Here is a 22982-nt window from a genome sequence, read left to right on the forward strand (position 1 = left end):
GAAACCCTATGGCCGCAGAAGAGGTCTATCGTGGTGAGCCACGACACATTCCCATCGGCCCCTCGAGGGAAGGACTCGCCATGACCGATCTCTCCGCTTCCGCTCCCCCGCAGTTCACCCGCACCGCGGCCCCGCCCGGCCCGCAGCCGGGCCAGCCGCCCGCGCCGCCGCTGCCCGAGCCGTCCGCCTCGGACGACGTCCTCGAGATGGCGCCGACGGTCGAGGGCGAAGACTTCTCCCGCGTCGCGTTCACCAGCGCCGCGGTCACCCAGATCCAGCGCCTGATCGACCGCAACGGGCCGCTGATGTTCCATCAGTCCGGGGGCTGCTGCGACGGCTCCTCCCCCATGTGCTTCCCCGAAGGTGACTTCATCACCGGCGACGCGGACGTGAAGATGGGTCACGTCGAGGTGCCGTTGCCCGGTGGCACCACCAGCCCGCTGGACTTCTGGATGAGCCGCGAGCAGTTCGCCTACTGGCGGCACACCCACCTCACGATCGACCTGGTGGACGGGCGCGGCGGCGGCTTCAGCCTCGAGACGCCCGACGGGAAGCGATTCCTGACCCGGTCGCGGATGCTCGGGGACCGAGAAGTAGCAGGGGCAGGAGCAGGAGGCGCAGATGACATCGCCGGATGACCTCACCGCCGGGGGAACCCTGCCCCCTCCCAGCGAGCCGCCGCTGACCCCGCCCGGGTATCCGCCCACGGACCCTCCCACCGAGCCGCCGACGCAGCCGCCGGGCGCCCCGCCCACCGGTCCCCCGATGCCGATCCCGGGCCGTCCGCCCGAGCCGAGCCCCGAACCGGCCCCGGAGCCGCCGACCCAGCCCGAGCAACCTCCGCCGGTAGATCCGCCGCCCGGCGCGCCGCCCTCGACGCCGTTCTGACGGGCGGGTGCCGGCGGCGTCCGCGGGCAGGATCCTACGAGCCTCACGTCCGGCGATGTCACAGATCCGGCACGGCCGGTGTCTCCCTTCCGACGGGCCCGCCCGGGCCCCCGAGGGAAGGAACCGACATGTCCGCGATCACTCCTCTGCACACCGCTCCCCCGGCGCGGCCCGCCGCTCGGGTCCCGCTCGATCACGACGGGAGCTTCGCGCGCCTCGCGCTCTGGGCGACGCGCCGGCTGTACGGAAGGGTGCTGGACCCGGTGCGCGCCGCCCTCCATCACCGCGGCGTGCTCACCGCCTCGCTCGTGCTCGAGGCGACCGCCGCCCGTTGGAAGCAGCTCTCTCCCACCCTGAATGCGCTCGCGGTGATGGTGGTGGCGCGCGAGATCGGCTGCTCCTGGTGCATGGACTTCGGCTACTGGGAGAGCCACCGCCACGGCGTGGATCCTGCGAAGCTGCAGGCGATCGGATCCTGGCGCACGAGTGACGTCTACTCACCGCTCGAGCGGGCGGTGCTGGAGTACGCGGTCGCAGCGACGCATACCCCGTCGGCCGTGACCGACGAGATGGTGTCCCACCTGCGGGAAGATCTCCGCGACGCCCAGATGGTCGAGCTCGCCGCGCTGGTCTCGCTCGAGAACTATCGCTCGCGCACCAACGCCGGACTGGGGCTGACCAGCCAGGGCTTCCGGGAGGACTGCGACGTACGCTGAGCACAGCTCCGCGAACCGCAGCGAAGGGCGCGCCATGAACACCGCATCGACCGCGCATCACGAGACCTTCGAGACGCACCGACGCGCGCTGCTCGGCGCCGCCTACCGGGTGCTCGGCACCGTGGCCGACAGCGAGGACGCGGTCCAAGAGACCTGGCTGCGCTGGCAGGACGTGGACCCCACGACGGTGCGAGAGCCGCGCTCCTACCTGGTGCGAGCGGTGACCCGGGTGGCGCTGAACATCGTGCGCTCACGGGACCGGCGCCGCGAGGAGTACATCGGCCCCTGGCTGCCCGAGCCGATCTCGACAGATGCCTCCGCAGAACCGGGCCGCGCCGCGGAGATCGCCGACGAGGTCTCGCTCGCATTGCTGGTGGTGCTCGAGTCCCTGTCCCCGCTCGAGCGGGCGGCGTTCGTGCTCCGGGAGGTGTTCGCCCTGCCCTATCCCGAGGTGGCGGAGACTCTCGAGCGCTCCGAGGCCTCGGTGCGGCAGCTGGTCAGCCGCGCCCGGGCCGATGTGCGCGCACGGACGCCACGCCATCCGGTGGACGAGGACACCCATCGTGCGCTGATCGCCGCGTTCCTCGAGGCCGCGCAGGGCACGGTGGCGCTGACGGAGATGGTGGCGGTGCTCGCTCCGGACGTGCTCCTGACCACCGACGGCGGCGGCGTGAAGCGGGCCGCGCGGCGCCCGATCCATGGCACCGCGAACGTGCTGGCATTCATCGCGGGGATCATGGCGAAGCCCGAGGTCATGCTGCTGTCCTGGCGGATGGCGGAGCTGAACGGCCGGCCTGCGCTGATCGGCCACGAGGGACCGCGGATCGACTGCGCGGTCTGGATCGAGGCCGATGGCGAGGGCGCCGACGCGGTGGTGACCCGGATCGACATGATCCGCAACCCCGCGAAGCTCGGCGCGATCCGGGTGTGATCCGCCGTCCAGGTGACGGCGCGAGGGCAGAGGGCCAGGCCACGGCGCGAGCGCAGAGGGCGGAGGACGGAGGGCGGAGGGCGGAGGGCGGACACTCCCGTCGCGCTCCGCCAACCGGTCGGAAGGCCCAGCTTTACAGATCCGCACCTCAGGACGAGGGTGGACGGATGGCTGGATACACCACGACCAACCCGACCACGGGACGGACCGACAAGGAATTCACCACGCTGGACGGCGCGGCGGTCGAGCGCGTGCTCGATCGTTCCCATGCCGCCTTCGCCGACTGGCGCGCCACGTCGCCGCAGGAGCGCGCCTCGCTCCTGGAGCGGGTCGCCGACGCCTACGACGAACGCTCGCGGGAACTGGGCGAACTGATCGCCGTCGAGATGGGCAAGCCGCTGCAGCAGGCCATCGGCGAGGCCGAGCTGGCCGGCTCGATCTACCGCTGGTACGCCACCCACGGGCCGGAGCTGCTGCAGTCCGAGCAGCTGGATCCGCAGGGAGCGCAGGAGTCACTGGTCCAGACCGAGCCGATCGGCCCTCTCGTCGGAGTGATGCCCTGGAACTACCCCTACTACCAGGTGGCGCGCTTCGTCGCCCCGAATCTGATGGTGGGCAACACGATCATCCTGAAGCACGCGGAGATCTGCGCCGGCTCCTCGGAGGTCATGGCGCAGATCCTCCATGACGCCGGGGTGCCCCGCGATGCCTACGCGAACGTCTTCGCCTCCCACGACCAGATCGCCGACATGATCGCCGACCCGCGGGTGCGGGGGGTGTCCCTCACCGGCAGCGAGAAGGCGGGTGCGGCGGTCGCGGAGACCGCCGGCAAGCACCTGAAGAAGTCGGTGCTGGAGCTCGGCGGATCCGACCCGCTCATCGTGCTCGACGATGGCGACCTCGAGCAGGTCGCCCGGACCGTCGCCACCGCCCGGCTGTCGAATGCGGGACAGGCCTGCAACTCCCCGAAGCGCATCATCGTGCCCACGGCTCGTCTCGAGGCGTTCGTCGCGACCATCGTCGAGAGCTTCGAGGCCGCGACCATCGGCGATCCGTTGGACGAGGACGTCGACGTCGGCCCGCTCTCCTCGGTCGGTGCGCGCGACGGCGTCGTCGACCAGGTGCAACGTGCCGTCCAGCAGGGCGCGACGCTCCATACCGGCGGGCAGGCGCTCGACCGCGACGGAGCCTTCATGCAGCCCGCCGTGCTCACCGGTGTCACCGAGGACATGGACGCCTATGCCGAGGAGATCTTCGGCCCTGTGGCCGTGATCCACGGTGTGGACTCGGAGGACGAGGCCGTGACGCTGGCCAACGACGTCGACTTCGGGCTGAGCGGGTCCGTCTGGAGCACCGATCTCGAGCGCGCTCAGGCGGTCGCCGATCGCCTCGACGTCGGGATGGCGTACATCAACGAGCACGGGACCACCTTGCCCGGCCTGCCCTTCGGCGGCGTGAAGCGCTCAGGCTTCGGCCGTGAGCTCGGTCGGTGGGGCATGGGAGAGTTCGTCAACGTCCGGCTGCGGCGCACCTCGGCCGCCTGATCCCCGACCGTCGTCGTCTGCGGCCGGGCGGGTCGACCCGCCTGGCCTCAGGCGGCGATGAAGGTCCGCGTCACCAGGCGGCTCACACCCGGCAGCCCGATCGCGCGGCGGCCGACTTGCTGCAGGCGCAGCTGCGCAGGGCTGGACGGAGTGAAGAACGAGGCGCTGCGACGTCCTGAGTGCTGCACCTTCTCGGCCGTAGGCCGCCATCGTCGCTCGTAGTCCGCGAGCCCCGCCTCGACGTGCGGTCCCGTCGCGCGCAGGCTCCGGGCCAGCGCCTCCGCTCCGGCGATCGCGACCGAGGTGCCCTGGCCCGCCAGCAGGGACGGGGCGTGCGCGGCGTCCCCGGCCAGCGCAATCCGGCCACGGCTCCAATGCGGCGCGATCGCCTGGGCGACCAGGTCGTCGTAGAAGCTCTCCGGGGCATGGGCCAGGGCCCGGTCCACCTGCGGGTGCAGCCCCGTGAAGTCCCGCTGGAGCCGTTCCCGGTCCGGCTCGGGACGCTTCGTGCCCGCGACCTCGACGCGCTCGGCGAGCATCACGCCGACGCGGGTGTCGTCGGCCGCATACGCCCAGCCGACGCGCCGCACGGTATCGGTCATGAGCATCCGCTCCCCCAGCTCGGCAGCGAGTTCCGGGTCCTCGTAGAGGTAGCTCGCGACCCGGTAGCCCATCGGCACGATCGCCCCGTGGCCGGGTGAGACCTGCTCCCGCACAGGGGAGCGCACTCCGTCGCAAGCCACCACCAGATCGGAGTCCAGGGTGGTGCCGTCCGCGAGCTCGACCACGGCACGGCGGGCATCACCCGGGCCGAGATCCGAGGCCGGCGCCGGAGTCGGAGCGTGGGCGTGAGTGATGGCGTCCGCTCCCACATTGCGCACCGCCACGACCTGCGCGCCGTAGCGCAGATCCACCGAAGCCGGCAGCACCGCGAGCAGTCCCAGCTCCACCTCGGGACGCAGGATCGAGAAGTAGCGGCCGCCGGCGGCCTCGACCAGAGGGCCGACGTCGATGCGGCCGGAGTCGACCCCGTCGGGCGTCGCGTAGCGCACGCCCTCGAATTCATGGCCGCGGGAGCGGAGCTCCTCGAGGATGCCCATCCGCTCCGCGGCGCAGAAGCCGGGGCCGAAGAAGTCGATCATGTAGCCGCCGCCGCGGGGGCCCGGGGAGGACTCCAGCACGGTGACATCGTGATCGGGGGCGAGCTCGTGGGCGAGGGCGAGGCCGGCGATGCCGCCCCCGATGAGAGTGACGTCCATGGCCCGACGCTACCCGCCGGGACAGCACCCGCCCACCCCTGCCCTGCCCAGCCCGCCCAGCCAGCCCGAGACTTTCGCGCCGGTGACGACTCATGCGCGAGTCACCATCGGTCCTCACGGACACAAATTCTGACCGTCACCGGGCAGGGAACGCGCCGGCACCGCGCCGGCACCGGGGCGGCGCTGGCTTACGCTCCGGCCGCCGGGAGCTCCCCGGTTTCAGCAGGTGCCGTCCCCGCACCGTCCCGCGTCGCGGCGACCTCGGGGATCGCGCCGGTGACGGTCGGCGCGCCCTTGACCACCGCGTCGTCCGCGTCAGGGTCCGTGCCCGCAGCGAACTGTGACCAGTAGAGCCGATGGTAGGCGCCCTCGGCCTCGAGCAGCACCTCGTGGGAGCCCTGCTCGACGATATCGCCGTGCTCCATCACCAGGATCACGTCCGCGTCGCGGATGGTGGAGAGGCGGTGGGCGATGACGAAGCTGGTGCGGTCGCTGCGCAGCGCCGCCATCGCCTCCTGCACGAGCACCTCGGTGCGGGTGTCCACGGAGCTGGTGGCCTCATCGAGGATCAGCAGCGCCGGGTCGGCGAGGAAGGCGCGGGCGATGGTGATCAGCTGCCGCTCCCCGGCGGAGACGTTCGCGCCCTCATCCTCGATGAGGGTGTCGTAGCCGTCGGGGAGGGTGTGCACGAAGCGGTCCACGAAGGTTGCGGTCGCGGCGGCGGCCACCTCCTCGTCGGTCGCCTCGAGCCGGCCGTAGCGGATGTTCTCGCGGATGGTGCCGCCGAAGAGCACCGCGTCCTGCAGCACCATCCCCACCCTGCTGCGAACCGCGCCGCGGTCCAGGGCGCGGATGTCCACGCCGTCCAGGCGGATCTGCCCGCCGTCGATCTCGTAGAACCGCATGATGAGGTTCACCAGGGTGGTCTTGCCGGCGCCGGTGGGGCCGACGATCGCGATCGTCTGGCCGGGCTCTGCGATCAGCGACAGGTCGCTGATCAATGGCTTCTCCGGGGTGTAGGAGAAGGCGACGTGATCGAACTCGATGCGGCCGCGGGTGGGACCGGTGAACTCGGCGCGCTCGATGCGGCGCGGGGCGGGGGCGCCACCGTCCGCCACCAGCCCGCCGACTGCGACCCCTTCGGCCGCCGCTGCGCCGGCCACACCGGACGGCGCGGTGATCTCCCCGTCGGCCTCCTGCTCCTCCGCATCCAGCAGCTCGAAGATCCGCTCGGCGGAGGCGACGCCGGAGATGAGCATGTTCGCCATCCCCGCCACCTCGCCCAGCGGCGCGTTGAACTCGCGGGAGTACTGGATGAAGGCGGTGACCTGACCGAGCGACATCTGGCCGGCGGCGATCCGCAGACCGCCCACCACGGCGATGCCGACATAGCCCAGGTAGGTCACCCACTGCATGATCGGCATGATCATGCCGGAGTAGAACTGGGCCTTGAAGGACGCTTCCCACAGCTCCTCGTTGCGCTCATCGAACTGCTCGCGCATCGAGTCCTGACGGTCGAAGACGGTCACCAGGTCGTGGCCCGTGAAGGACTCCTCGACGTGTCCGTTCAAGCGCCCGGTGTTGCGCCACTGGGCGGTGAACAGCTTCTGGGACTTCGCCCCGATGAAGCCGATGACCACGGCGGAGATCGGCAGCGCGATGAGGGCGATGAGCGCCAGCTGCCAGGAGAGCCAGAACATCATCGCGGTGATGCCGACGATGGTCAGCACCGCGTAGACCAGGGACGCGAAGGCCTGCTGGAGGGCGGTCTGGACGTTGTCGACGTCGTTGGTGGTGCGGGAGAGCAGGTCGCCGCGCTGGCGGGTGTCGAAGTAGGAGAGCGGCAGGCGGTTGACCTTCGCCTCGATCTTCTCGCGCAGCACGTAGACGATCTTCATGACCACGTCGTTCAGCAACCGGCCCTGCAGCCAGTCGAACAGCGCGGCGACGAGATACATGCCCAGCACTATCAGCAGCAGGCGGCCGAGCGCGTCGAAGGCGACGCCCTCGCCGCTGAGGAAGCCGTCGAAGATGATGTCCATCGCGTCGCCCAGGATGCTCGGCGCCCAGACGGTGAGCACGGTGGAGATCAGGCCGAAGCCCAGCACCACGGCGAGGCCGAGCTTGTGGTCCCTGAAGGTGCCGGCGAGCCGCAGTGCCGAGGGCCAGAAGGCCTTCGCCTTGCGGGGCGCACCCTCACCCCACTCGCTGCTCATCGAGTCCTGCATCTCGAGAATCTCTGCCTCAGTGAGCTCGACGGCAGGGGCCCCGGACTTCTTCGCAGAGGTCTTCTCCGCAGCGTTCTTCTTCGCGTTCATGCCGTCGCCTCCGCGGTGATCTGGGAATCGACGATCTCCCGGTAGGTCTGTGAGCTCTCCAGCAGTTCTTCATGGGTGCCGCGGCCCACCACCCTGCCTTCCTCGAGCACCAGGATCTGGTCCGCGGAGGTGATGGTGGAGATGCGCTGGGCGACGATGATCGTGGTCGCGCCCCGGGTGTTCCGGGCGAGTCCGTCCCGGACCAGCGCATCGGTGGTGACGTCGAGCGCCGAGAAGGAGTCGTCGAAGACGTACACCCGGGGTGCGGCGACCAGGGTGCGGGCGATGCACAGGCGCTGGCGCTGACCGCCGGAGACGTTGGTGCCGCCCTGGGAGACGGTGGACTCGAGCCCCGTCGCCGCGCTCTCCCCCTCGCCGGTGCTGCGGTCCTTGACGAACTCGGTGCCCTGGGCGACGTCGAGCGCGCGCCACAGCTGGTCGTCGTCGGCCATCGGATCCCCGAAGCGGAGGTTGTGCGCGATGGTGCCGGAGAACAGATAGGGCTTCTGGGGCACGAGGCCCACCACGCGGGAGATCGTGGCGCGGGCCAGGTCGGTGACGGGGACGCCGTCCAGCAGCACCTGGCCGCTGGTCGCGTCGTGCAGGCGCGGGATGAGGCTGACCAGGGTGGTCTTGCCGGCGCCGGTGGAGCCGATGATGGCGGTGGTCTTCCCGGCCTCGGCGGTGAAGGAGACGCCGTCGAGCACGGGTGACTCGGCGCCGGGGTAGGCGAAGGTGACGTCGCGGAACTCCACGGTCGCGCCACCGCCGGCCGCCTCGAGGGCGACGGGCCGGGCGGGCTCGGCGAGGGTCGGGGTGGTCTCGAGGACCTCCCCGATGCGCCTGCCGCTGATGATCGCGCGCGGGAACATCATGAACATGAAGGTGCCCATCATGACGGCCATCAGGATCTGCAGCAGGTACTGCATGAAGGCGGTCAGCGCGCCCACTTCGACGAGACCGGCGTCCACGCGGTGGCCGCCGAACCAGAGCACGGCGGCGGTCGCGAGGTGGAGCACGACGGTGATGGCCGGGCCCATGATCACGAACAGCCGGCCGATCCGCACCGAGGTGTCGGTGAGAGTGGCGTTCGCGCTCTCGAAGCGGGCGGTCTCGTGCTGCTCGCGCACGAAGGCGCGCACCACGCGGATGCCCATGATCTGCTCGCGCATCACGGAGTTGATCGAGTCGATGTTGTCCTGCATCCGCTGGAACAGGGGCATCAGGCGCGTGACCAGGAGGCCGACGATCACCATCAGCACCGGCACGGACACCCACACCAGCCAGGACAGGCCCGGGTCCTCCTGGATCGCCATGACGATCCCGCCGATCGACATGATCGGCACCATCACCATGAAGTTCAGCGTCATCAGCACCAGCATCTGCACCTGCTGGACGTCATTGGTGGCGCGGGTGATCAGGGTGGGCGCGCCGTAGCGGCCCATCTCCTCGGTCGAGAAGCGGTCCACGCGCGTGTAGATGGAGCGGCGGATGTCCCGGCCCATCCCCATCGAGACCCGCGCCCCGAACCAGACCGAGGTGATCGCGGTGATCACCTGCACCATCGCGACGATCAGCATCACACCGCCGACGCGCCAGATGTAGTCGGTATCGCCCGTGGCGACACCGTTGTCGATGATGTCGGCGTTGAGGCTGGGCAGGTAGAGCGTCGCGAGCACGGTCGCGAGCTGGAGGACGGCGACGGCGACCACATGCGGCAGGTAAGGCCGGATATGGCGCCGGATCAGGGTCCAGAGCATGGGTGTTCCTCCCGGAACATGATGAAACGGCCCGGCCGACGGGGGCGGTCAGCCGGGATCTCCTGGGAAGCGTAGAACGGGCCGAGGACAGATCCTGTCCTAGAACCCAGGGCGGGGTAGGAGAGGCGGGTCAGGTGGAGCTGGCCGCAAGCGTCCATTCTGGCCGACGGGCGCCTGCGCCGCACCCGACTTTCGGTGGTGCTCACACGGCAACGGGGACGGTGAGTCCGCAGCGAAGAGGCTGAGGAGCGCGGGCCTCCGTCACGCCCGGGCGTGCTCGCGCGATGCCCGCACCAGCTTCTCGACGAGGTCGTCCGGGATCGGCCTGCTCGGCGAGAAGGTGATGCCGGTCTTGGTGGCCTTGAGGTCGGCAGCCGCGATGTCCTCGGCATGCTCTGAGAGTGCACCCGCCTGGAGGTACAGCCCGCATTGCTTGCTGAACGCCGCATAGCTCGCGACGACGGTGCCGTCGATGGTGAAACCCGGCATGCTGTAGGCCACCATCTCCTCCGCCTCCGGCAGGGTGCGGCGCAGGATCGTGCGCAGATGCTGCAGCGCGGGCTGGAACCGTTCGGGGGCGGCGGCGATGTAGGCGTCGTGGTCGATGATCGCCGTCATGGGGGTGCCTCGCTTCGGATGCCTCGATGCTGTCAGGCTCGGTGCTGTCAGGAACGTCGCGCGTTCCGCAGTCAGGCTACCGTCCGGGTCTGCCCCGAGCATCCCCTCGGCCTCCTCGCGCTCAGCTCGCAGGCCCGTCGGCCGTGAGTTCCGTGAGCAGCGCCCGGACCCGTCGGTCGATGTCGTCTCGCACGAGGCGCATCCGCTCGGCGCCCTCGATGCCGCGCTCGGAGGGCTCGTCGGTGACCCAGGTGGTGATGGTCCCTGCCATCCCGGGGACGGGCTCGACCACGGCCTCCTCCCCCAGCACCACGACCCGGTCCACCCGGGCCAGCAGCGCGGCGTCGATCGGCTTGGTGACAGCGGAGGACATGTCCGCGCCGACCTCAGCGACGACCTCGGCCGAGAGGGCGTTGACCGCACTGCCGGGCTTCGTGCCGGCGGAGTGGACCTCGACCGCGCCGGCCGCGCGGGCCTCCATCAGAGCGGCGGCCATCTGGGACTTGCCACCATTCTTCACGCAGACGAACAGGATCGACGGCGCGGCGGACGAGAACGGGGAGGGAGGCGGAGTGCTCATGCGGAGACCTTCTCGGGAGTGCGGGCGGAGGATGTGGGGACGGTGGGGTCACCGGGGAACAGTCGCGGGCCCAGCCACAGCGAGACGTAGACCAGGCCGACCAGCACCGGAACCTCGATGAGCGGGCCGACGACACCGGCGAGCGCCTGCCCGGAGGTGACGCCGAAGGTGCCGATCGCGACGGCGATGGCGAGCTCGAAGTTGTTGCCGGAGGCGGTGAAGGCGACGGTGGTCGACTTCGCGTAGTTCAGTCCGACAGCGCGCGAGGCCAGCAGCGAGACCAGGAACATGACCACGAAGTAGGCCAGCAGCGGCAGGGCGATCCGGGCCACGTCCCAGGGGCTGGAGGTGATCGCCTCGCCCTGCAGGGCGAACAGCAGCACGATCGTGAACAGCAGGCCGTAGAGGGCGAAGGGGCCGATGCGGGGCAGGAAGCGGTTCTCGTACCAGTCGCGGCCCTTGGCCCGCTCCCCGAGGGTGCGCGTGAGGAAGCCGGCCAGCAGCGGTATCCCGAGGAACACCAGCACGGAGAGCACGATCGCGCCGACGGAGAACTCGGCCGAGGTCACGGGCAGGCCCAGCCAGGAGGGCAGCACCTGCAGGTAGAACCAGCCGAGCGCCCCGAAGGCGACGACCTGGAAGACGGAGTTGATGGCCACCAGCACGGCGGCGGCCTCGCGGTCGCCGCAGGCGAGGTCGTTCCAGATGAAGACCATCGCGATGCAGCGGGCGAGGCCGACGATGATCAGGCCCGTGCGGTACTCGGGGAGGTCTGCGAGCAGCAGCCAGGCCAGGGCGAACATGAGCGCGGGGCCCACCACCCAGTTCAGCACCAGCGACAGGACCATGAGCGTGCGGTCCGCGGTCACACGGCGGGTCTCGTCATAGCGGACCTTCGCCAGCACCGGGTACATCATCACCAGCAGCCCGATCGCGATCGGTACGGAGATCCCGGCGATCGACATGCTCTCGAGCACCTGGTTCAGGCCCGGCACGAAACGCCCCAGCGCCAGGCCCAGGAACATGGCCAGGACGATCCAGACCGGCAGGAACCGGTCCAGGAACGACATCTCCCCGGCGACACCGGTCGGTGCGCTGGGTGCGGTGGTCGTCGTCATGACGAGGTCTACCTCTTCCTATAGGCGGGTATCGATGCGAACGCTAACCTGCCACATAGATGACCGTCAATGTAAGGTGGGTCCATGTCCTCCACGACGTCCTCGCGCCCGGTGAGCCTCACGACCGGGCGCACCGCACCGGCCGCACCGACTGCACCGACCGACGCGACCTGCGAGCCGGGTATCTCCTGTGAGCCCGGCTCGTCGGCCGCAGTCAGCTCGTCCACCGCAGTCAGCTCGTGGGCCGCGGTCAGCTCGTCCACCGAGATCGACTGCTGCGCGCTCGGCGCCGGACCGATCGACGCCGCCGAGGCGGAGCATCTCGCGCAACGGCTGAAGGCGCTCTCGGACCCGACCCGCCTGCAGCTGCTCTCCCATGTCGCCGCGCGCGGCTGCGGCAGCGTGTGCGCCTGCGATCTCACCGAGCCGCTCGGCATCTCGCAGCCCACCGTCAGCCATCACATGAAGAAGCTGGTCGACGCGGGCCTGCTGACCCGCGAGCAGAAGGGCCGCTGGGCGCACTACACCGCGGTCCCGTCGGCCTTCGCGGAGCTGCGCGCCTTCCTCGACCTGTCCTGAGCTGAGCAGACCCGAGCCGGGCCGAGCTGACCCGAGCGGCCCGCTCCGCCCTTCCCCGTCCGAACGCTCCCGGACGCCGCCGCGAGCGTTGCAGAGTGGGGCGATAGCGGTGGCCCATTCCCCCACTCTGCAACGCTGGCGCGGCAGAGTGCGCTGGCGCGGCAGCGGTCCGTGAGTCGAGGCTCTCGACCTGCGCGGCCTCTCAGGCTCCCGGACCCACAGAGCTCAGCCGGTGACCAGCGCCGCCACAATCGGCAGCACGATCGTCATGACCAGGGCGTTGAGCACCATCGCCGCGCTGGACCAGCCACCGGCCACGGAGGACTCGTCGAGCACCCGCGAGGTGCCGATGCCGTGGGAGGTCAGGCCCACGGCAAAGCCGCGCGCCCGCTCGTCCCGCACCCGCGCAAGGGTCAGCAGCGCCGGACCGAAGGCCGCACCGAGAACCCCAGAGACCATGGTCAGCACCACCGCGAGCGGCACCGAGGCCTGCAACGCTTCCGCGATCGACAGGCCCACGGGCGAGGTCACCGAGCGGGGCAGCGCGGCGAGGAGGATCTCGTCCCCAGCGCCGAAGAGCGTGAGCACTCCGACGGTGATCGCGATGCTGAGCACACCCCCGGCGACCAGCGTTGCGGTCACGGCCGGTGCCGAGCTGGTCAGCGCCCGTCCGTTGCGCAGCAGTGGCAGGGCGAGGGCGACGGTGGCGGGCCCGAGCAGCATCGTCAGCAGGCCCACCTGCTCGAGGTAGACCTCGTACGGCAAGCCGGTGAGGAGCAGGACCGACGCGACGATCGCGGTGGTGACCAGCACCGGGGAGAGAACTCCGGGCCGACCGAGCCGGTGGTACAGCCAGTACGCCCCCAGATAGGCGCCGAGCGTCAGGGCGAGCCCGAAGACGGGCAGGTGGATGAGGGTGCTCATGCGGGCGACCCCCCGGGCTGCGGGGCGGTGCCCGGCCCGGTCGAGTCGCAGGGCCCGGTCGAGTCACCCGGCCCGGTCGAGTCGCTCGGCCCGTCGGGCGCGCCGGCATCCCCCCGTCGGCGATCCTGCCTGCGCAGCAGCGCCTGCAGCACCATCCCGGAGATGATCAGCGGCACCAGGAAGGACCCGCCGACGGCGAGCGCGAGCGGCAGAGCGTTCTCGGCCAGGGACTGCAGCTCGAGCACGATCCCGACGCTGGGCGGGACGAACAGCAGCTGCAGGTGAGCGAGCAGCGGGGTGGCGGCCGGTTCCGCAGCGCGCACCACTGCGCGGGTGGGGCGCAGGATCCCGAGCAACACGATCAGCACGATCCCCAGCACCACCCCGGGCACGGGCAGGCCGAACAGGGCCGACGCGGCCAGGCCCACCAGCTGCGCAAGCAGCAGGACCACGAGGCCGAGCAGCACAGGGGGCAGGAGAGCGGCGCGAGACATCCTGGTCAGGGTAGCCCGCGCCGTCCCCTCGGAAGCGCGTTGACCACGGCCGCCGAACGCTCGAGAGCACCGGATCCGCGCGGGTGCCGGTGAAGCTGAGCTTCCCTCCGGAGTGCACGATCACCGCGTCCGCGCGCCCGCACCACCACGTCCCACTTATCTGTAGCCCGAGTCACCACGACGGGTCCGGTGAGTGACTTCACGGCACTCGTCCGACCTCTGCCGAAGGTGCTGCCCTGACCAGCACGCGGAGACCGGATCAGGCAAGCTCTCGGGCGCTTTGCGCTGCGCCGAGCAGGAGCGGTGGATCACTGCGGACTTGCCGCGACGCGCCCGTCTGTCACAGCGTGGAGGTCCCTCGACGGATGCGGGACGCGACCCGCAGAGCTCCAGGGACGCCGTCCACGACCATCGCTCGAAGGCGTCCCTGCACTTGCCCCAGTCGCACCCTCGGAGGTCGCCGGCGTGACCAGCCCCCTGCACACCACCCTCAGCCGACGCGCCGCGCTGCGCGGCTTCGGCGTCGTCGGCCTCACCGCCGCCGCCGGGTTGTTCGCTGCCTCGCAGGCCCACGCCAGCAGTGACCTCGTGGTGGTCGACCAGATGGGTACCGGCCCGTGGGACGCGGAGAACTGCGGACCGACCTCGGCCGTCATCGCCATGGTCGCCGCCGGCCGGCCGGTCGAGCACTACGTCTCCGGGTCGAAGGGCGCTGCGGAGGGCGGCAACGCCCGCGCTGTCCTGGAGATGCGCGCCCGCTGCGGACTGTCCCCGTGGGATGACCCGGAGACCAAGAACGTCGACTACGTGGGCGCCTACCTCGGAGACCTCGAAAAGGGGATCCGGGACGCCGACGCCACCGCCACGCGTTCCCAGTACAAAGAGGGAATGGCAGCTGCCGCGAACGGCTCCGTCGTGATCCTGCACGTCCATCACGGCAGGCTGCTCGGTGAAGACGCGGACTACGGCCACTTCGTGGTCGCCCAGGGTGAGGACGAGGAGGGGAACCTCCTGGTCTCCGATCCGGGGCGGGCCCAGACCATCGGCATCACCAGCTACTCCCGCGATCGCCTGCTCGAGGCCCAGCAGGGCGACGCCACGATCGTCAGCTGACCCCCGCCACCGCTCCGCTTCCCATCAGAAATGCACGTGGACGACTCCTGCTCCCCGCGACCACCGGTCCCCAGCTCGCATTTCCCGAGAGGGCGACGGGCGGGGCACCGCGCAGCCAGCGGGCACCGCACAGCCAGCGGGCACCGCGCAGCCAGCGGGCACCGCGCAGCCAGCGGGGCAAAGTCGGGCGATAGATTCCGGCATCGCCCTACTTTGCCCCGCCAGCGCGCAGTGGGCCCTGCCAGCGCGCCCGCCCCGTCCCGCCTCGAGCCTCACCCCATGAAGATGCCGTTGCCGGGGCCGAGCGGCAGGTCGAAGAAGAAGAACACGGCCAGGATCGCGGTCCACACGATCCAGAAGGGCACCACGAAGGGGAGCATGCGCGCCATCAGCGTGCCCAGGCCAGCGGCCGGCTCGTACTTCCGCAGCATGCCCAGCAGCACGATCATGTAGGGGTTCATCGGGGTGATGACCTGGGTGGCGGAGTCGCCCACCCGGAAGGCGGCCTGCGTGAAGGCGGGCTCGTAGCCGATCAGCGCGAACATCGGCACGAACACGGCGCCCATGATCGCCCACATGCCGGAGCCGGAGATGATGAACAGGTTCAGCACGCTGGCCAGCAGGATGAAGCCGATCACCGCCCCGAAGCCGGTCAGCCCCGCGTTCTCGAGGCCCGCCGCGCCGGTGACGGCGATCCAGGTGCCGATCCCGGACCAGTTGAACAGCGAGATGAAGTTGCCCAGGATGAAGGCCAGCACGATGAACGGCAGCATCTCCTTGAGCGCATCGGACATCATCTGGACCGCGTCGCGGGTGCTGCGCAGGGTGCCGACGATGACGCCGTAGGCGGTGCCGACCACCATGAAGTACGCGACCACGATGAACACGATCGAGCTCAGCAGCGGGGACTTGGGCAGGAAGCCACCCTCCTCGTTCCGCCACGCGGAACCCGCCGGCAGCACGGCCACCAGGATCAGCGCGGTGAGCACCACGCCGGCGAGCACCGCGACCAGCAGCCCCTTGTTCTCCTTCGGGGTGAGGGCGGCGCGCATGTGCTCGGCGCTCTCTGCGGAGTCCTCGGCGCCCTCGACGGCGACCTCGTCGACGGGGACGTTCTGACGCTTCAGCCGCGGCTCGATCAGCTTGTCGATGATGAAGCCCGCGACGAAGCCCAGGATGAGCGAGGCGACGATGTTGAAGAACCAGTTCGACACCGGGTTCACGGCGGTGAACTCGAAGCCGGGCAGCGCCTCCATCACGGAGGTGGTGATACCGGCGAACAGGGCGTCGAGCGAGGTGGGGAAGATGTTGGTGGAGTAGCCGGCGCCCGCGGCGGCGAAGCCACCCAGCAGTCCGGCCACGGGGTGTCGGCCGGCGGCCTTGAAAACGAGGGCTGCGAGCGGCGGGACCACCACGAAGGCGGAGTCGGCCATGATCGAGGAGATCACGCCCACGAAGCCCACCACGTACGGGAGCATCCACGCCGGCGAGGAGCCGAACAGCTTGCGGATCCCGGCGGCGAGCAGCCCGGAGTGCTGGGCGATGCCGATCGCGAGCAGGATCGGCATCACCGTCACCAGCGGCGGGAACCCGATGTAGTTGATGCCGAGGTTGGTGGTCAGCCAGGCCATGCCCTCCCCGGTGAACAGGCCTCTGATCACGGTGGGCTCGTCCGAGCCGGGAACGGTGACGACCACCCCTCCCATCTGCATCCCGGTGGAGACCAGCCCGGTGATCACGAACAGGACCATGAACAGCATGAACGGCTCGGGCAACTTGTTGCCCGCCCACTCCACCCAGTTCAGGGCCCGATCGGTGAGGCCGCTCTTGGTCGGCGTGGTCTGTGCTGCGCTCATGGTCACTCCAGTCGGGTCTGGTGATTGGCGGCTGCCGGTGGGCCTGGTCGTTCCCGGCACGGCGGACTGCTGTCGGTGGAGGTGCTGCTGTCGGTGGGGGTGCTGCGGTCAGTCGAAGAAGCCGGGGACGTCGATCGCGCCGCCCGCGGCGATGAACTCCTCGGCGATGGCGGCGGCGAGCGCCGGGTCGTGGAGGGTGTCGAGCACGGTCGCGGCGAGGCCGTAGGCCCCGTCGGCCGCGGCGGTTCGCGCAGCCTCGGAGACCGCCGCCGACGCGAACTCCCGGGTGTGGAGCGCGACCTCGGGCGGGGCGATGCGGATGACCGGGTGGATGCCGGGGATCCGGTAGCTGACGTTGCCGAAGTCGGTCGAGGCGGCGAGCGAGGGCGAGACGACGCCGTGGGGCAGCGGGTCCCGCCCGCGGCGGCGCTGCGCCTGCACCCAGCGGCCGGTCAGCGCCTCGTTGGTGCGCACCGGCAGCGAGGGCGGGTGCTCGTCCCAGCGGATCGTGAGGCCGACGCCGGCCATCATCGCCGCCCCGCGTGCCACCTCTTCGACACGTCGCGAGAGGTCCTTGAGGGTCTCGGGGCGCTGGGAGCGCACGTACAGGTCCAGCTGCGCATGGTCGGGGACGACGCTCGCGCGCTCGCCGCCTTCGCGGATCACCGCGTGGATCCGGTCCGTGGGCGGGGTCTGCTGCCGCATCAGGCCGATGCCCTGGTACATCAGGCTCGCGGCGTCCAGCGCGTTGCGCCCCATGTACGGCTGGGCGGAGGCGTGGGCGGTGTGCCCGTGGAACTCGACGGTGAGGGTCCGGCGGCCCAGCCAGGTCTGATCGGCGAGGTCATAGCCGTAGGGATGTGCCATGACCGCGGCATCCAGCCACTCGAAGGCGCCCTCGCGGGCCATGTACTCCTTGCCGGTGTGGCCCTCCTCGGCGGGCGTCCCGAGGAACACCACCTTCCCGGGCACGGCCGACGGATCGGCCTTGGCGAGCGCGGCCAGGGCCAGGAAAGCTCCCAGCCCCATCACGGCGATGACGTTGTGGCCGCAACCATGGCCGATCCCCGGCAGCGCGTCGTACTCGGAGAGGATCGCGAGGGTCGGCGCATCATCTGCCCCCGACCCCGCACCCGCACCCGCACCCGCACCCGCACCCGAGATCTCCGCGCGGATCGCGGTGTCCAGGCCGTGCACCCCCACCTGGGCCTCGACCCCGTGCGATGCGAGGACATCGGCGATCGCACGGGCGGAGCGGTGCTCCTGAAAGGCGACCTCGGGATGCTCGGCGAGGTCGAGCATCAGCGCGACCATCTCGTCGGCGTCCGCCGCCACCTGCGCCTCGAGCCGCTCGTGCAGGGCGGGCGGGGCACCATCGAAGGCGGAGCCGGGATGGACCGAGGTGCGCATCGCCGTCTCGCGCTCCTCGTCGAGCTGGCGGAGGTAGGCGGTGGACACCTCGGTGTGCTGGGCGTCCGGGCGCGGCCGCTGGGAGGACGAGGACAGTGACGACGGGGAGTGCGTCGACGGGGAGGACGTCGGCTGAGGAGGCATGGGACCGAGGATAGACATGCCGCTCGGGATCGCGCCGGAGATGCCACCGTGGTGCAGGTTCGTGACCTTCGCGGCTCCTCGAGGCGTGACGGGCGCAGCTGGAGAGGCGCGGACGGCCGGCACCCGCGTAGTCTCGGCCATCGCATCTGCGCATCCCTCGTCAGGAGAATCTCTCCCATGTCACTTCTCAGCGACCTGATCGATCCGGCCGCCATCCTCCTCGATGCCTCTGCTGCGGACTGGCGCGAGGCGATCCGTCTCTCCGGCGACCTGCTGGTCTCCACCGGCGCGACCGACGGCGCGTATACCGACGCGATGATCCGCACCGTCGAGGAGCACGGCCCCTATATCGTCCTCACCCCGGGATTCGCCCTCGCGCACTCCCGGCCCGACGAGTCCGTGCACCGCACCGCCCTGTCCTTCGTACGACTCGCCTCGCCGATCCCCTTCGGCCATCAGGCCAACGACCCGGTGACGCTCGTGATGGCGCTCGCTGCGGCCGACGCCACCGCCCACCAGGCGGCGCTAGCAGCCCTCGCCGGCGTGCTCGCCGACCCCGAAGGCCGTCGCGCGCTGGACTCGGCCACCTCCCCGGCCGAAGTGCTCGCCGCGCTCGGAGCCGATGCTCCCGCTTCCTCGCCCGCCCCCGCCGCGCAGGAGCGCTCCCAGGAGCCCGCTGCGCAGCAGAGCACCGCCGCAGTCGACACAGCGACGGCCAGCGCCGCGACAACCGGCACCGCAACGACCGGCGCCGGCGCCGGCACCATCGAGGCCGACGCAGTCCCCTCCACGGGCCTGATCCTCACCGTGTGCGGCAACGGTCTGGGCACCAGTCTGTTCCTCAAGAACACCGCCGGGCAGGTCCTGGACCGCTGGGGCTGGTCCCCCTATCTCGACATCCAGGCCACCGACACCATCTCGGCCAAGGGCCGAGCCAAGGAGGCGGACGTCATCCTCACCTCCGGCGCGATCGCCGAGACCCTCGGCGATCTCGGCGTGCCCGTCGTGGTGATCGAGAACTTCACCTCCCAGGCCGAGATCGACGCCGCGCTGCGCCGCATCTACGCCGTCTGAGCCTCTTACCCCACTCCTCATTCCCCGGAGCCATCTCATGAACGTGCTCGTCACGATCGCCGAGTTCCTCGTCAACGAGTTCCTCAGCGTCCCCGCCTATCTCATCGGCCTCATCACGGCGATCGGTCTGATCGCCCTGCGCAAGTCCGTCGGCCAGATCGCCGGCGGAGCCCTCAAAGCCGTCCTCGGCTTCCTCCTCATCGGAGCCGGCGCCACCCTCGTGACCGCCTCCCTCGCCCCGCTGGGCATCATGATCCAGGGAGCACTCGGCGCCCAGGGCGTCGTCCCCACCAACGAGGCCATCGCCGGCATCGCCCAGGAGCAGTTCGGCGCCCAGGTGGCGTGGCTGATGATCCTCGGCTTCCTCGTCGCGATCCTGCTGGCCCGGTTCACGCCGCTGCGCTACGTCTTCCTCACCGGCCACCACCTGCTGTTCATGGCCACCCTGATCACCGTGGTGATGGCCTCGGCAGGAATGCCGACCGTGGTCGTGGTGGTGCTCGGCGCGGTGCTGCTGGGCATCCTGATGGTGTCCCTGCCAGCTCTCGCCCAGCCCTGGACGCGTCGCATCACCGGCGACGACTCGATCGCGATCGGCCACTTCGGCACCGCCGGGTACATCGCCGCCGGCGCCGTCGGCCGCCTCGTGGACCCCAAGGGTCGCAGCCGCTCCACCGAGGATCTCAAGGTCCCCGAGTCCCTGCGGTTCCTGCGCGATTCCATGGTCGCCACCGCCCTGTCGATGGTCCTCATGTACCTCGTCGTCGCCGTCGTCTACCTGGCTCGGGCCGGGCAGTCCACTGCCTTCGGCGCCTTCGAGAACGGCGCGAGCGGTGTCGGGAACTACCTCATGCAGTCCGTGAACCAGGGCCTGCAGTTCGGCATCGCCGTCGCCGTGATCCTCTTCGGCGTCCGCACGATCCTCGGCGAGCTGGTGCCCGCCTTCCAGGGCATCGCCGACAAGGTGGTCCCCGGAGCGATTCCGGCCCTCGACGCCCCGATCGTCTTCCCCTACGCCCAGAACGCCGTGCTGATCGGCTTCCTCTCGAGCTTCGCCGGCGGACTCATCGGGCTGCTGGTGCTCGGCGTATGGCTCGGCCCGGTGCTGGGTCTCGCGCTGATCCTGCCAGGCCTGGTGCCGCACTTCTTCACCGGTGGCGCGGCGGGCGTCTACGGCAACGCGACCGGCGGCCGACGGGGCGCGGTGGCGGGAGGTTTCGTCAACGGCCTGCTGGTGACGTTCCTGCCCGCACTGCTGCTCAAGGTGCTGGGATCCTTCGGCTCCGCGAACACCACCTTCGGGGACACCGACTTCGGCTGGTTCGGCATCCTCATCGGCTACTCCGCCCGCACCGGCGTGCTGCCCGGCATCGTGCTGCTCGTCGTGATCGGCGCCGTGATCCTCGGCAGTGCGATCCTCATGCAGCGCCGCGTCGTCGACGCCGGCTGGGACCCCTCTCCGGCCCGTGCGGCCGTCGGCGCCTCCGCTGCGGAGGCCGGCGACGGCGCGACCACGGAGCGGCGCACCCTCGTGGGCGCCGGACGCTACCCGCGGGTCACTCCCCCGGTCGGCGCACCGACTCCGCCGCCGCCCGTCGACTGACCCCGCTGTCAGGGGCGTCCCGCAGCACCGACCGGCGCTGCGGGAGGCCCCTGCACTCGGCAGCGGATCGACAGGGAGGCGCGTCGACGGCCCGGCCGCTCGCCGTCGGGGCCGAACCTCGCGCCCCACTGATATGCCCGGGAAGATCGGGCGAGTATCATCGCGTCACCAGGCGCAACCTCCCACCCTCACCGGTTGCGCAGCAATCGGCTCTCGCACAGTCGCGGGACCCGCAGTCCATGCGTGCTTCGGCCTCGCCGGGCGCGCCCTGCCTACCCCATCCGCTGCCACTCCTCGGCGCAACTTCCCGGAGGCGACACCCTTGAGCGCACATCCCACCTCCCCCGGCACCACCGAACGCCGCGCCGATCGTGGCGCGTTCGCCGGCCGGACGACCTTCATCTTCGCGGCCATCGGTTCCGCCGTCGGCCTCGGCAACATCTGGCGCTTCCCGGCCGTGGCCTACGAGAACGGCGGCGGCGCGTTCATCCTGCCGTACCTGGTCGCACTGCTGACCGCCGGCATCCCGCTGCTCTTCCTCGACTACGCGCTCGGCCACCGCTGGCGCGGCTCGGCGCCCGCCGCCTGGCGTCGCTTCAAGCGCTGGACAGAGTTCATCGGCTGGTGGCAGGTGCTGATCGCCCTGATCATCGCCCTGTACTACGCGCTGATCCTGGCCTGGGCCACGAACTACACGATCTTCTCGCTCGACCAGCGCTGGGGCGATGATGCAGGCGCCTTCTTCGGCGAGTACACGCAGGCGCTCGGCGGGGCCGACGCCACCATCTCCTTCGACGTCGTGCCCGCTGTGCTGATCTCCATGATCGTGGTCTGGCTCGCGGTGATCATCGTGATGGCGCTCGGCGTGCAGCGGGGCATCGCGGCCAGCTCGGTCATCTTCATCCCGCTGCTGATCGTCATGTTCATCATCCTGGTGGTGCGCTCGCTGTTCCTGCCGGGTGCGATCGACGGGCTGGACGCCTTCTTCCAGCCGAACTGGGCAGCTCTGACGGATCCTGGAGTGTGGATCGCCGCCTACGGGCAGATCTTCTTCTCGCTCTCGGTGGCGTTCGGCATCATGCTCACCTACTCCTCCTACCTGAAGAAGAAGACCGACCTCACCGGCTCCGGCCTGGTCGTCGGCTTCGCGAACTCGAGCTTCGAGATCCTCTGCGGCATCGGCGTGTTCTCGGCGCTGGGCTTCATGGCGCAGGCGCAGGGCGTGGCGATCGACGAGGTCGTCACCTCCGGCGTGGGCCTGGCGTTCATCGCCTTCCCGACCATCATCAGCGAGGCCCCCGCCGGCGCACTGATCGGCGTGCTGTTCTTCGGCTCGCTGGTGCTGGCGGGCTTCACCTCGCTGATCTCCATCGTCGAGGTCGTCATCGCCGCGATCCAGGACAAGTTCGGCCTCGGCCGTCTCTCCGCGACCCTGGTCGTGAGCGTCCCGATGGCCGTGGTCTCCATCGTGCTGTTCTCCACCACGATGGGCCTGCCGCTGCTGGACGTGATGGACAAGTGGGTCAACGAGTACGGGATCGTCGCCGCCGCGGCGGTCTCGACGATCGTGGTCGCCTACATCGTGCGCGGCCTGCCCACCCTGCGCGACCACCTCAACCACCGCGGCACCTTCCGGATCGGTTGGATCTGGATGCTATGCGTGGCCGTGATCGCGCCAGTGGTGCTCGGCGTCTCGCTGATCCTCAGCACGATCCGGATTCTCACCGCCGACGGGACCTACGAGGGGTATCCCGGCTGGTTCGTGCTGGTGTTCGGCTGGCTGATGGCGATCGGCCTGGTGGTCATCGCGATCGGGCTGTCTCTGATTCCCTGGCCGGCCGGCTCCAACCTCTACAAGGCGGACTCCGACGGCGACCCGATCGCCCCGGAGGCCGTGGCCGGCAAGGGTCTGGTCACCACGCCCGAGGCCGCGACCCCGCACGAGCTGCGCTCGGCGCCGTGACGTCCGGGCGGGCCGGCCGCACCCTGCGCTGCGGCCGGCCCGCCGGGCCTGAGGCCGAGCCCACCCGGCCAGATGTCGGGCCCTCCCGGC

General features: G+C 70.4%; 19 protein-coding genes. 9 read left to right on the forward strand and 10 right to left on the reverse strand.

Annotated features, from left to right (window positions below; translation table 11 throughout):
* Positions 1-206 precede the first annotated feature (206 nt).
* From ABD893_RS00395 to ABD893_RS00410, 4 genes are all read left to right on the forward strand, one after another.
* On the forward strand, positions 207-638 hold the full coding sequence (locus tag ABD893_RS00395; RefSeq protein ID WP_345076234.1) for a DUF779 domain-containing protein: 432 nt from the start codon (positions 207-209) through the stop codon (positions 636-638).
* A 378-nt stretch (positions 639-1016) separates the two neighbouring features.
* Complete coding sequence (locus ABD893_RS00400) at positions 1017-1604, forward strand: carboxymuconolactone decarboxylase family protein (protein ID WP_345075501.1); 588 nt, start codon at positions 1017-1019, stop codon at positions 1602-1604.
* A gap of 34 nt (positions 1605-1638) precedes the next feature.
* Positions 1639-2535: an RNA polymerase sigma factor SigJ gene (gene sigJ, locus ABD893_RS00405; RefSeq protein ID WP_345075502.1), complete on the forward strand. Its 897-nt coding sequence runs from the start codon at positions 1639-1641 to the stop codon at positions 2533-2535.
* 167 nt (positions 2536-2702) lie between these two features.
* The gene (locus ABD893_RS00410; protein ID WP_345075503.1) at positions 2703-4079 is read left to right on the forward strand and encodes an NAD-dependent succinate-semialdehyde dehydrogenase; all 1377 of its coding nucleotides are present in this window, start codon (positions 2703-2705) and stop codon (positions 4077-4079) included.
* A 47-nt stretch (positions 4080-4126) separates the two neighbouring features.
* On the opposite strand, the gene ABD893_RS00415 is transcribed toward ABD893_RS00410, so the two are convergent.
* The 6 genes from ABD893_RS00415 to arsB all read right to left on the reverse strand — a co-directional run bounded on the left by ABD893_RS00415 (position 4127) and on the right by arsB (position 11732).
* Positions 4127-5338, reverse strand: a complete 1212-nt coding sequence (locus ABD893_RS00415) for an FAD-dependent monooxygenase (protein ID WP_345075504.1) — start codon at positions 5336-5338, stop codon at positions 4127-4129.
* A 188-nt stretch (positions 5339-5526) separates the two neighbouring features.
* Positions 5527-7656: an ABC transporter ATP-binding protein gene (locus ABD893_RS00420; RefSeq protein WP_345075505.1), complete on the reverse strand. Its 2130-nt coding sequence runs from the start codon at positions 7654-7656 to the stop codon at positions 5527-5529.
* A complete protein-coding gene (locus tag ABD893_RS00425) occupies positions 7653-9416 on the reverse strand; it encodes an ABC transporter ATP-binding protein (protein WP_345075506.1) in 1764 nt (587 codons plus the stop codon). Before ABD893_RS00425 ends, ABD893_RS00420 begins: the two co-directional genes overlap by 4 nt.
* Positions 9417-9677: 261 nt before the next feature.
* Complete coding sequence (locus tag ABD893_RS00430; protein WP_345075507.1) at positions 9678-10034, reverse strand: iron chaperone; 357 nt, start codon at positions 10032-10034, stop codon at positions 9678-9680.
* 121 nt (positions 10035-10155) lie between these two features.
* The gene (locus tag ABD893_RS00435; protein ID WP_345075508.1) at positions 10156-10614 is read right to left on the reverse strand and encodes an arsenate-mycothiol transferase ArsC; all 459 of its coding nucleotides are present in this window, start codon (positions 10612-10614) and stop codon (positions 10156-10158) included.
* Positions 10611-11732, reverse strand: coding sequence for an ACR3 family arsenite efflux transporter (arsB, locus tag ABD893_RS00440; protein WP_345075509.1), 1122 nt, complete (start codon positions 11730-11732; stop codon positions 10611-10613). Before arsB ends, ABD893_RS00435 begins: the two co-directional genes overlap by 4 nt.
* A 267-nt stretch (positions 11733-11999) precedes the next feature.
* Here arsB and ABD893_RS00445 point away from each other — a divergent pair, with 267 nt between their 5' ends.
* The gene (locus ABD893_RS00445; protein WP_345076235.1) at positions 12000-12311 is read left to right on the forward strand and encodes an ArsR/SmtB family transcription factor; all 312 of its coding nucleotides are present in this window, start codon (positions 12000-12002) and stop codon (positions 12309-12311) included.
* A gap of 225 nt (positions 12312-12536) precedes the next feature.
* Here the strand turns inward: ABD893_RS00445 and ABD893_RS00450 are convergent, their stop codons facing one another.
* Together ABD893_RS00450 and ABD893_RS00455 are read right to left on the reverse strand one after the other, a co-directional pair.
* Positions 12537-13235 (reverse strand): LrgB family protein, encoded by a 699-nt coding sequence (locus tag ABD893_RS00450; RefSeq protein WP_345075510.1) that lies wholly within the window; start codon positions 13233-13235, stop codon positions 12537-12539.
* Entirely contained in the window at positions 13232-13729 is a 498-nt protein-coding gene (locus tag ABD893_RS00455; RefSeq protein ID WP_345075511.1) for a CidA/LrgA family protein, read from the reverse strand. Before ABD893_RS00455 ends, ABD893_RS00450 begins: the two co-directional genes overlap by 4 nt.
* Before the next feature lie 465 nt (positions 13730-14194).
* On the opposite strand from ABD893_RS00455, the gene ABD893_RS00460 reads away from it, so the two are divergent.
* Positions 14195-14842: a cysteine peptidase family C39 domain-containing protein gene (locus ABD893_RS00460; protein ID WP_345075512.1), complete on the forward strand. Its 648-nt coding sequence runs from the start codon at positions 14195-14197 to the stop codon at positions 14840-14842.
* A 272-nt stretch (positions 14843-15114) separates the two neighbouring features.
* Here ABD893_RS00460 and ABD893_RS00465 read toward each other — a convergent pair whose 3' ends face one another.
* Together ABD893_RS00465 and ABD893_RS00470 are read right to left on the reverse strand one after the other, a co-directional pair.
* Complete coding sequence (locus ABD893_RS00465) at positions 15115-16698, reverse strand: AbgT family transporter (protein ID WP_345075513.1); 1584 nt, start codon at positions 16696-16698, stop codon at positions 15115-15117.
* A 108-nt stretch (positions 16699-16806) separates the two neighbouring features.
* On the reverse strand, positions 16807-18252 hold the full coding sequence (locus ABD893_RS00470) for a M20 family metallopeptidase (RefSeq protein ID WP_425548323.1): 1446 nt from the start codon (positions 18250-18252) through the stop codon (positions 16807-16809).
* 177 nt (positions 18253-18429) lie between these two features.
* Here ABD893_RS00470 and ABD893_RS00475 point away from each other — a divergent pair, with 177 nt between their 5' ends.
* The 3 genes from ABD893_RS00475 (at position 18430) to ABD893_RS00485 (ending at position 22892) form a co-directional block, all read left to right on the forward strand.
* A complete protein-coding gene (locus tag ABD893_RS00475; protein WP_345075514.1) occupies positions 18430-19326 on the forward strand; it encodes a PTS sugar transporter subunit IIA in 897 nt (298 codons plus the stop codon).
* 37 nt (positions 19327-19363) lie between these two features.
* A complete protein-coding gene (ulaA, locus tag ABD893_RS00480) occupies positions 19364-20929 on the forward strand; it encodes a PTS ascorbate transporter subunit IIC (RefSeq protein ID WP_345075515.1) in 1566 nt (521 codons plus the stop codon).
* A 322-nt stretch (positions 20930-21251) separates the two neighbouring features.
* Entirely contained in the window at positions 21252-22892 is a 1641-nt protein-coding gene (locus tag ABD893_RS00485; RefSeq protein ID WP_345075516.1) for a sodium-dependent transporter, read from the forward strand.
* Positions 22893-22982: the final 90 nt, after the last annotated feature.

Origin of the sequence: Brachybacterium paraconglomeratum, from assembly GCF_039541415.1 — a bacterium.
GTDB classification, from domain to species: Bacteria; Actinomycetota; Actinomycetes; order Actinomycetales; family Dermabacteraceae; genus Brachybacterium; species Brachybacterium paraconglomeratum_A.

What these genes read in the sequence shown, in the direction of transcription:
- ABD893_RS00465 (WP_345075513.1), bottom strand. Translation starts at nt 16,698, where the DNA reads ATGAGCGCAGCACAGACCACGCCGACCAAGAGCGGCCTCACCGATCGG.
- ABD893_RS00410 (WP_345075503.1), top strand. Translation starts at nt 2,703, where the DNA reads ATGGCTGGATACACCACGACCAACCCGACCACGGGACGGACCGACAAG.
- ABD893_RS00455 (WP_345075511.1), bottom strand. Translation starts at nt 13,729, where the DNA reads ATGTCTCGCGCCGCTCTCCTGCCCCCTGTGCTGCTCGGCCTCGTGGTC.
- ABD893_RS00450 (WP_345075510.1), bottom strand. Translation starts at nt 13,235, where the DNA reads ATGAGCACCCTCATCCACCTGCCCGTCTTCGGGCTCGCCCTGACGCTC.
- ABD893_RS00470 (WP_425548323.1), bottom strand. Translation starts at nt 18,252, where the DNA reads ATGCCTCCTCAGCCGACGTCCTCCCCGTCGACGCACTCCCCGTCGTCA.
- ABD893_RS00425 (WP_345075506.1), bottom strand. Translation starts at nt 9,416, where the DNA reads ATGCTCTGGACCCTGATCCGGCGCCATATCCGGCCTTACCTGCCGCAT.
- ABD893_RS00435 (WP_345075508.1), bottom strand. Translation starts at nt 10,614, where the DNA reads ATGAGCACTCCGCCTCCCTCCCCGTTCTCGTCCGCCGCGCCGTCGATC.
- sigJ (WP_345075502.1), top strand. Translation starts at nt 1,639, where the DNA reads ATGAACACCGCATCGACCGCGCATCACGAGACCTTCGAGACGCACCGA.
- ABD893_RS00430 (WP_345075507.1), bottom strand. Translation starts at nt 10,034, where the DNA reads ATGACGGCGATCATCGACCACGACGCCTACATCGCCGCCGCCCCCGAA.
- ABD893_RS00400 (WP_345075501.1), top strand. Translation starts at nt 1,017, where the DNA reads ATGTCCGCGATCACTCCTCTGCACACCGCTCCCCCGGCGCGGCCCGCC.
- ABD893_RS00395 (WP_345076234.1), top strand. Translation starts at nt 207, where the DNA reads ATGGCGCCGACGGTCGAGGGCGAAGACTTCTCCCGCGTCGCGTTCACC.
- ulaA (WP_345075515.1), top strand. Translation starts at nt 19,364, where the DNA reads ATGAACGTGCTCGTCACGATCGCCGAGTTCCTCGTCAACGAGTTCCTC.
- arsB (WP_345075509.1), bottom strand. Translation starts at nt 11,732, where the DNA reads ATGACGACGACCACCGCACCCAGCGCACCGACCGGTGTCGCCGGGGAG.
- ABD893_RS00420 (WP_345075505.1), bottom strand. Translation starts at nt 7,656, where the DNA reads ATGAACGCGAAGAAGAACGCTGCGGAGAAGACCTCTGCGAAGAAGTCC.
- ABD893_RS00475 (WP_345075514.1), top strand. Translation starts at nt 18,430, where the DNA reads ATGTCACTTCTCAGCGACCTGATCGATCCGGCCGCCATCCTCCTCGAT.
- ABD893_RS00415 (WP_345075504.1), bottom strand. Translation starts at nt 5,338, where the DNA reads ATGGACGTCACTCTCATCGGGGGCGGCATCGCCGGCCTCGCCCTCGCC.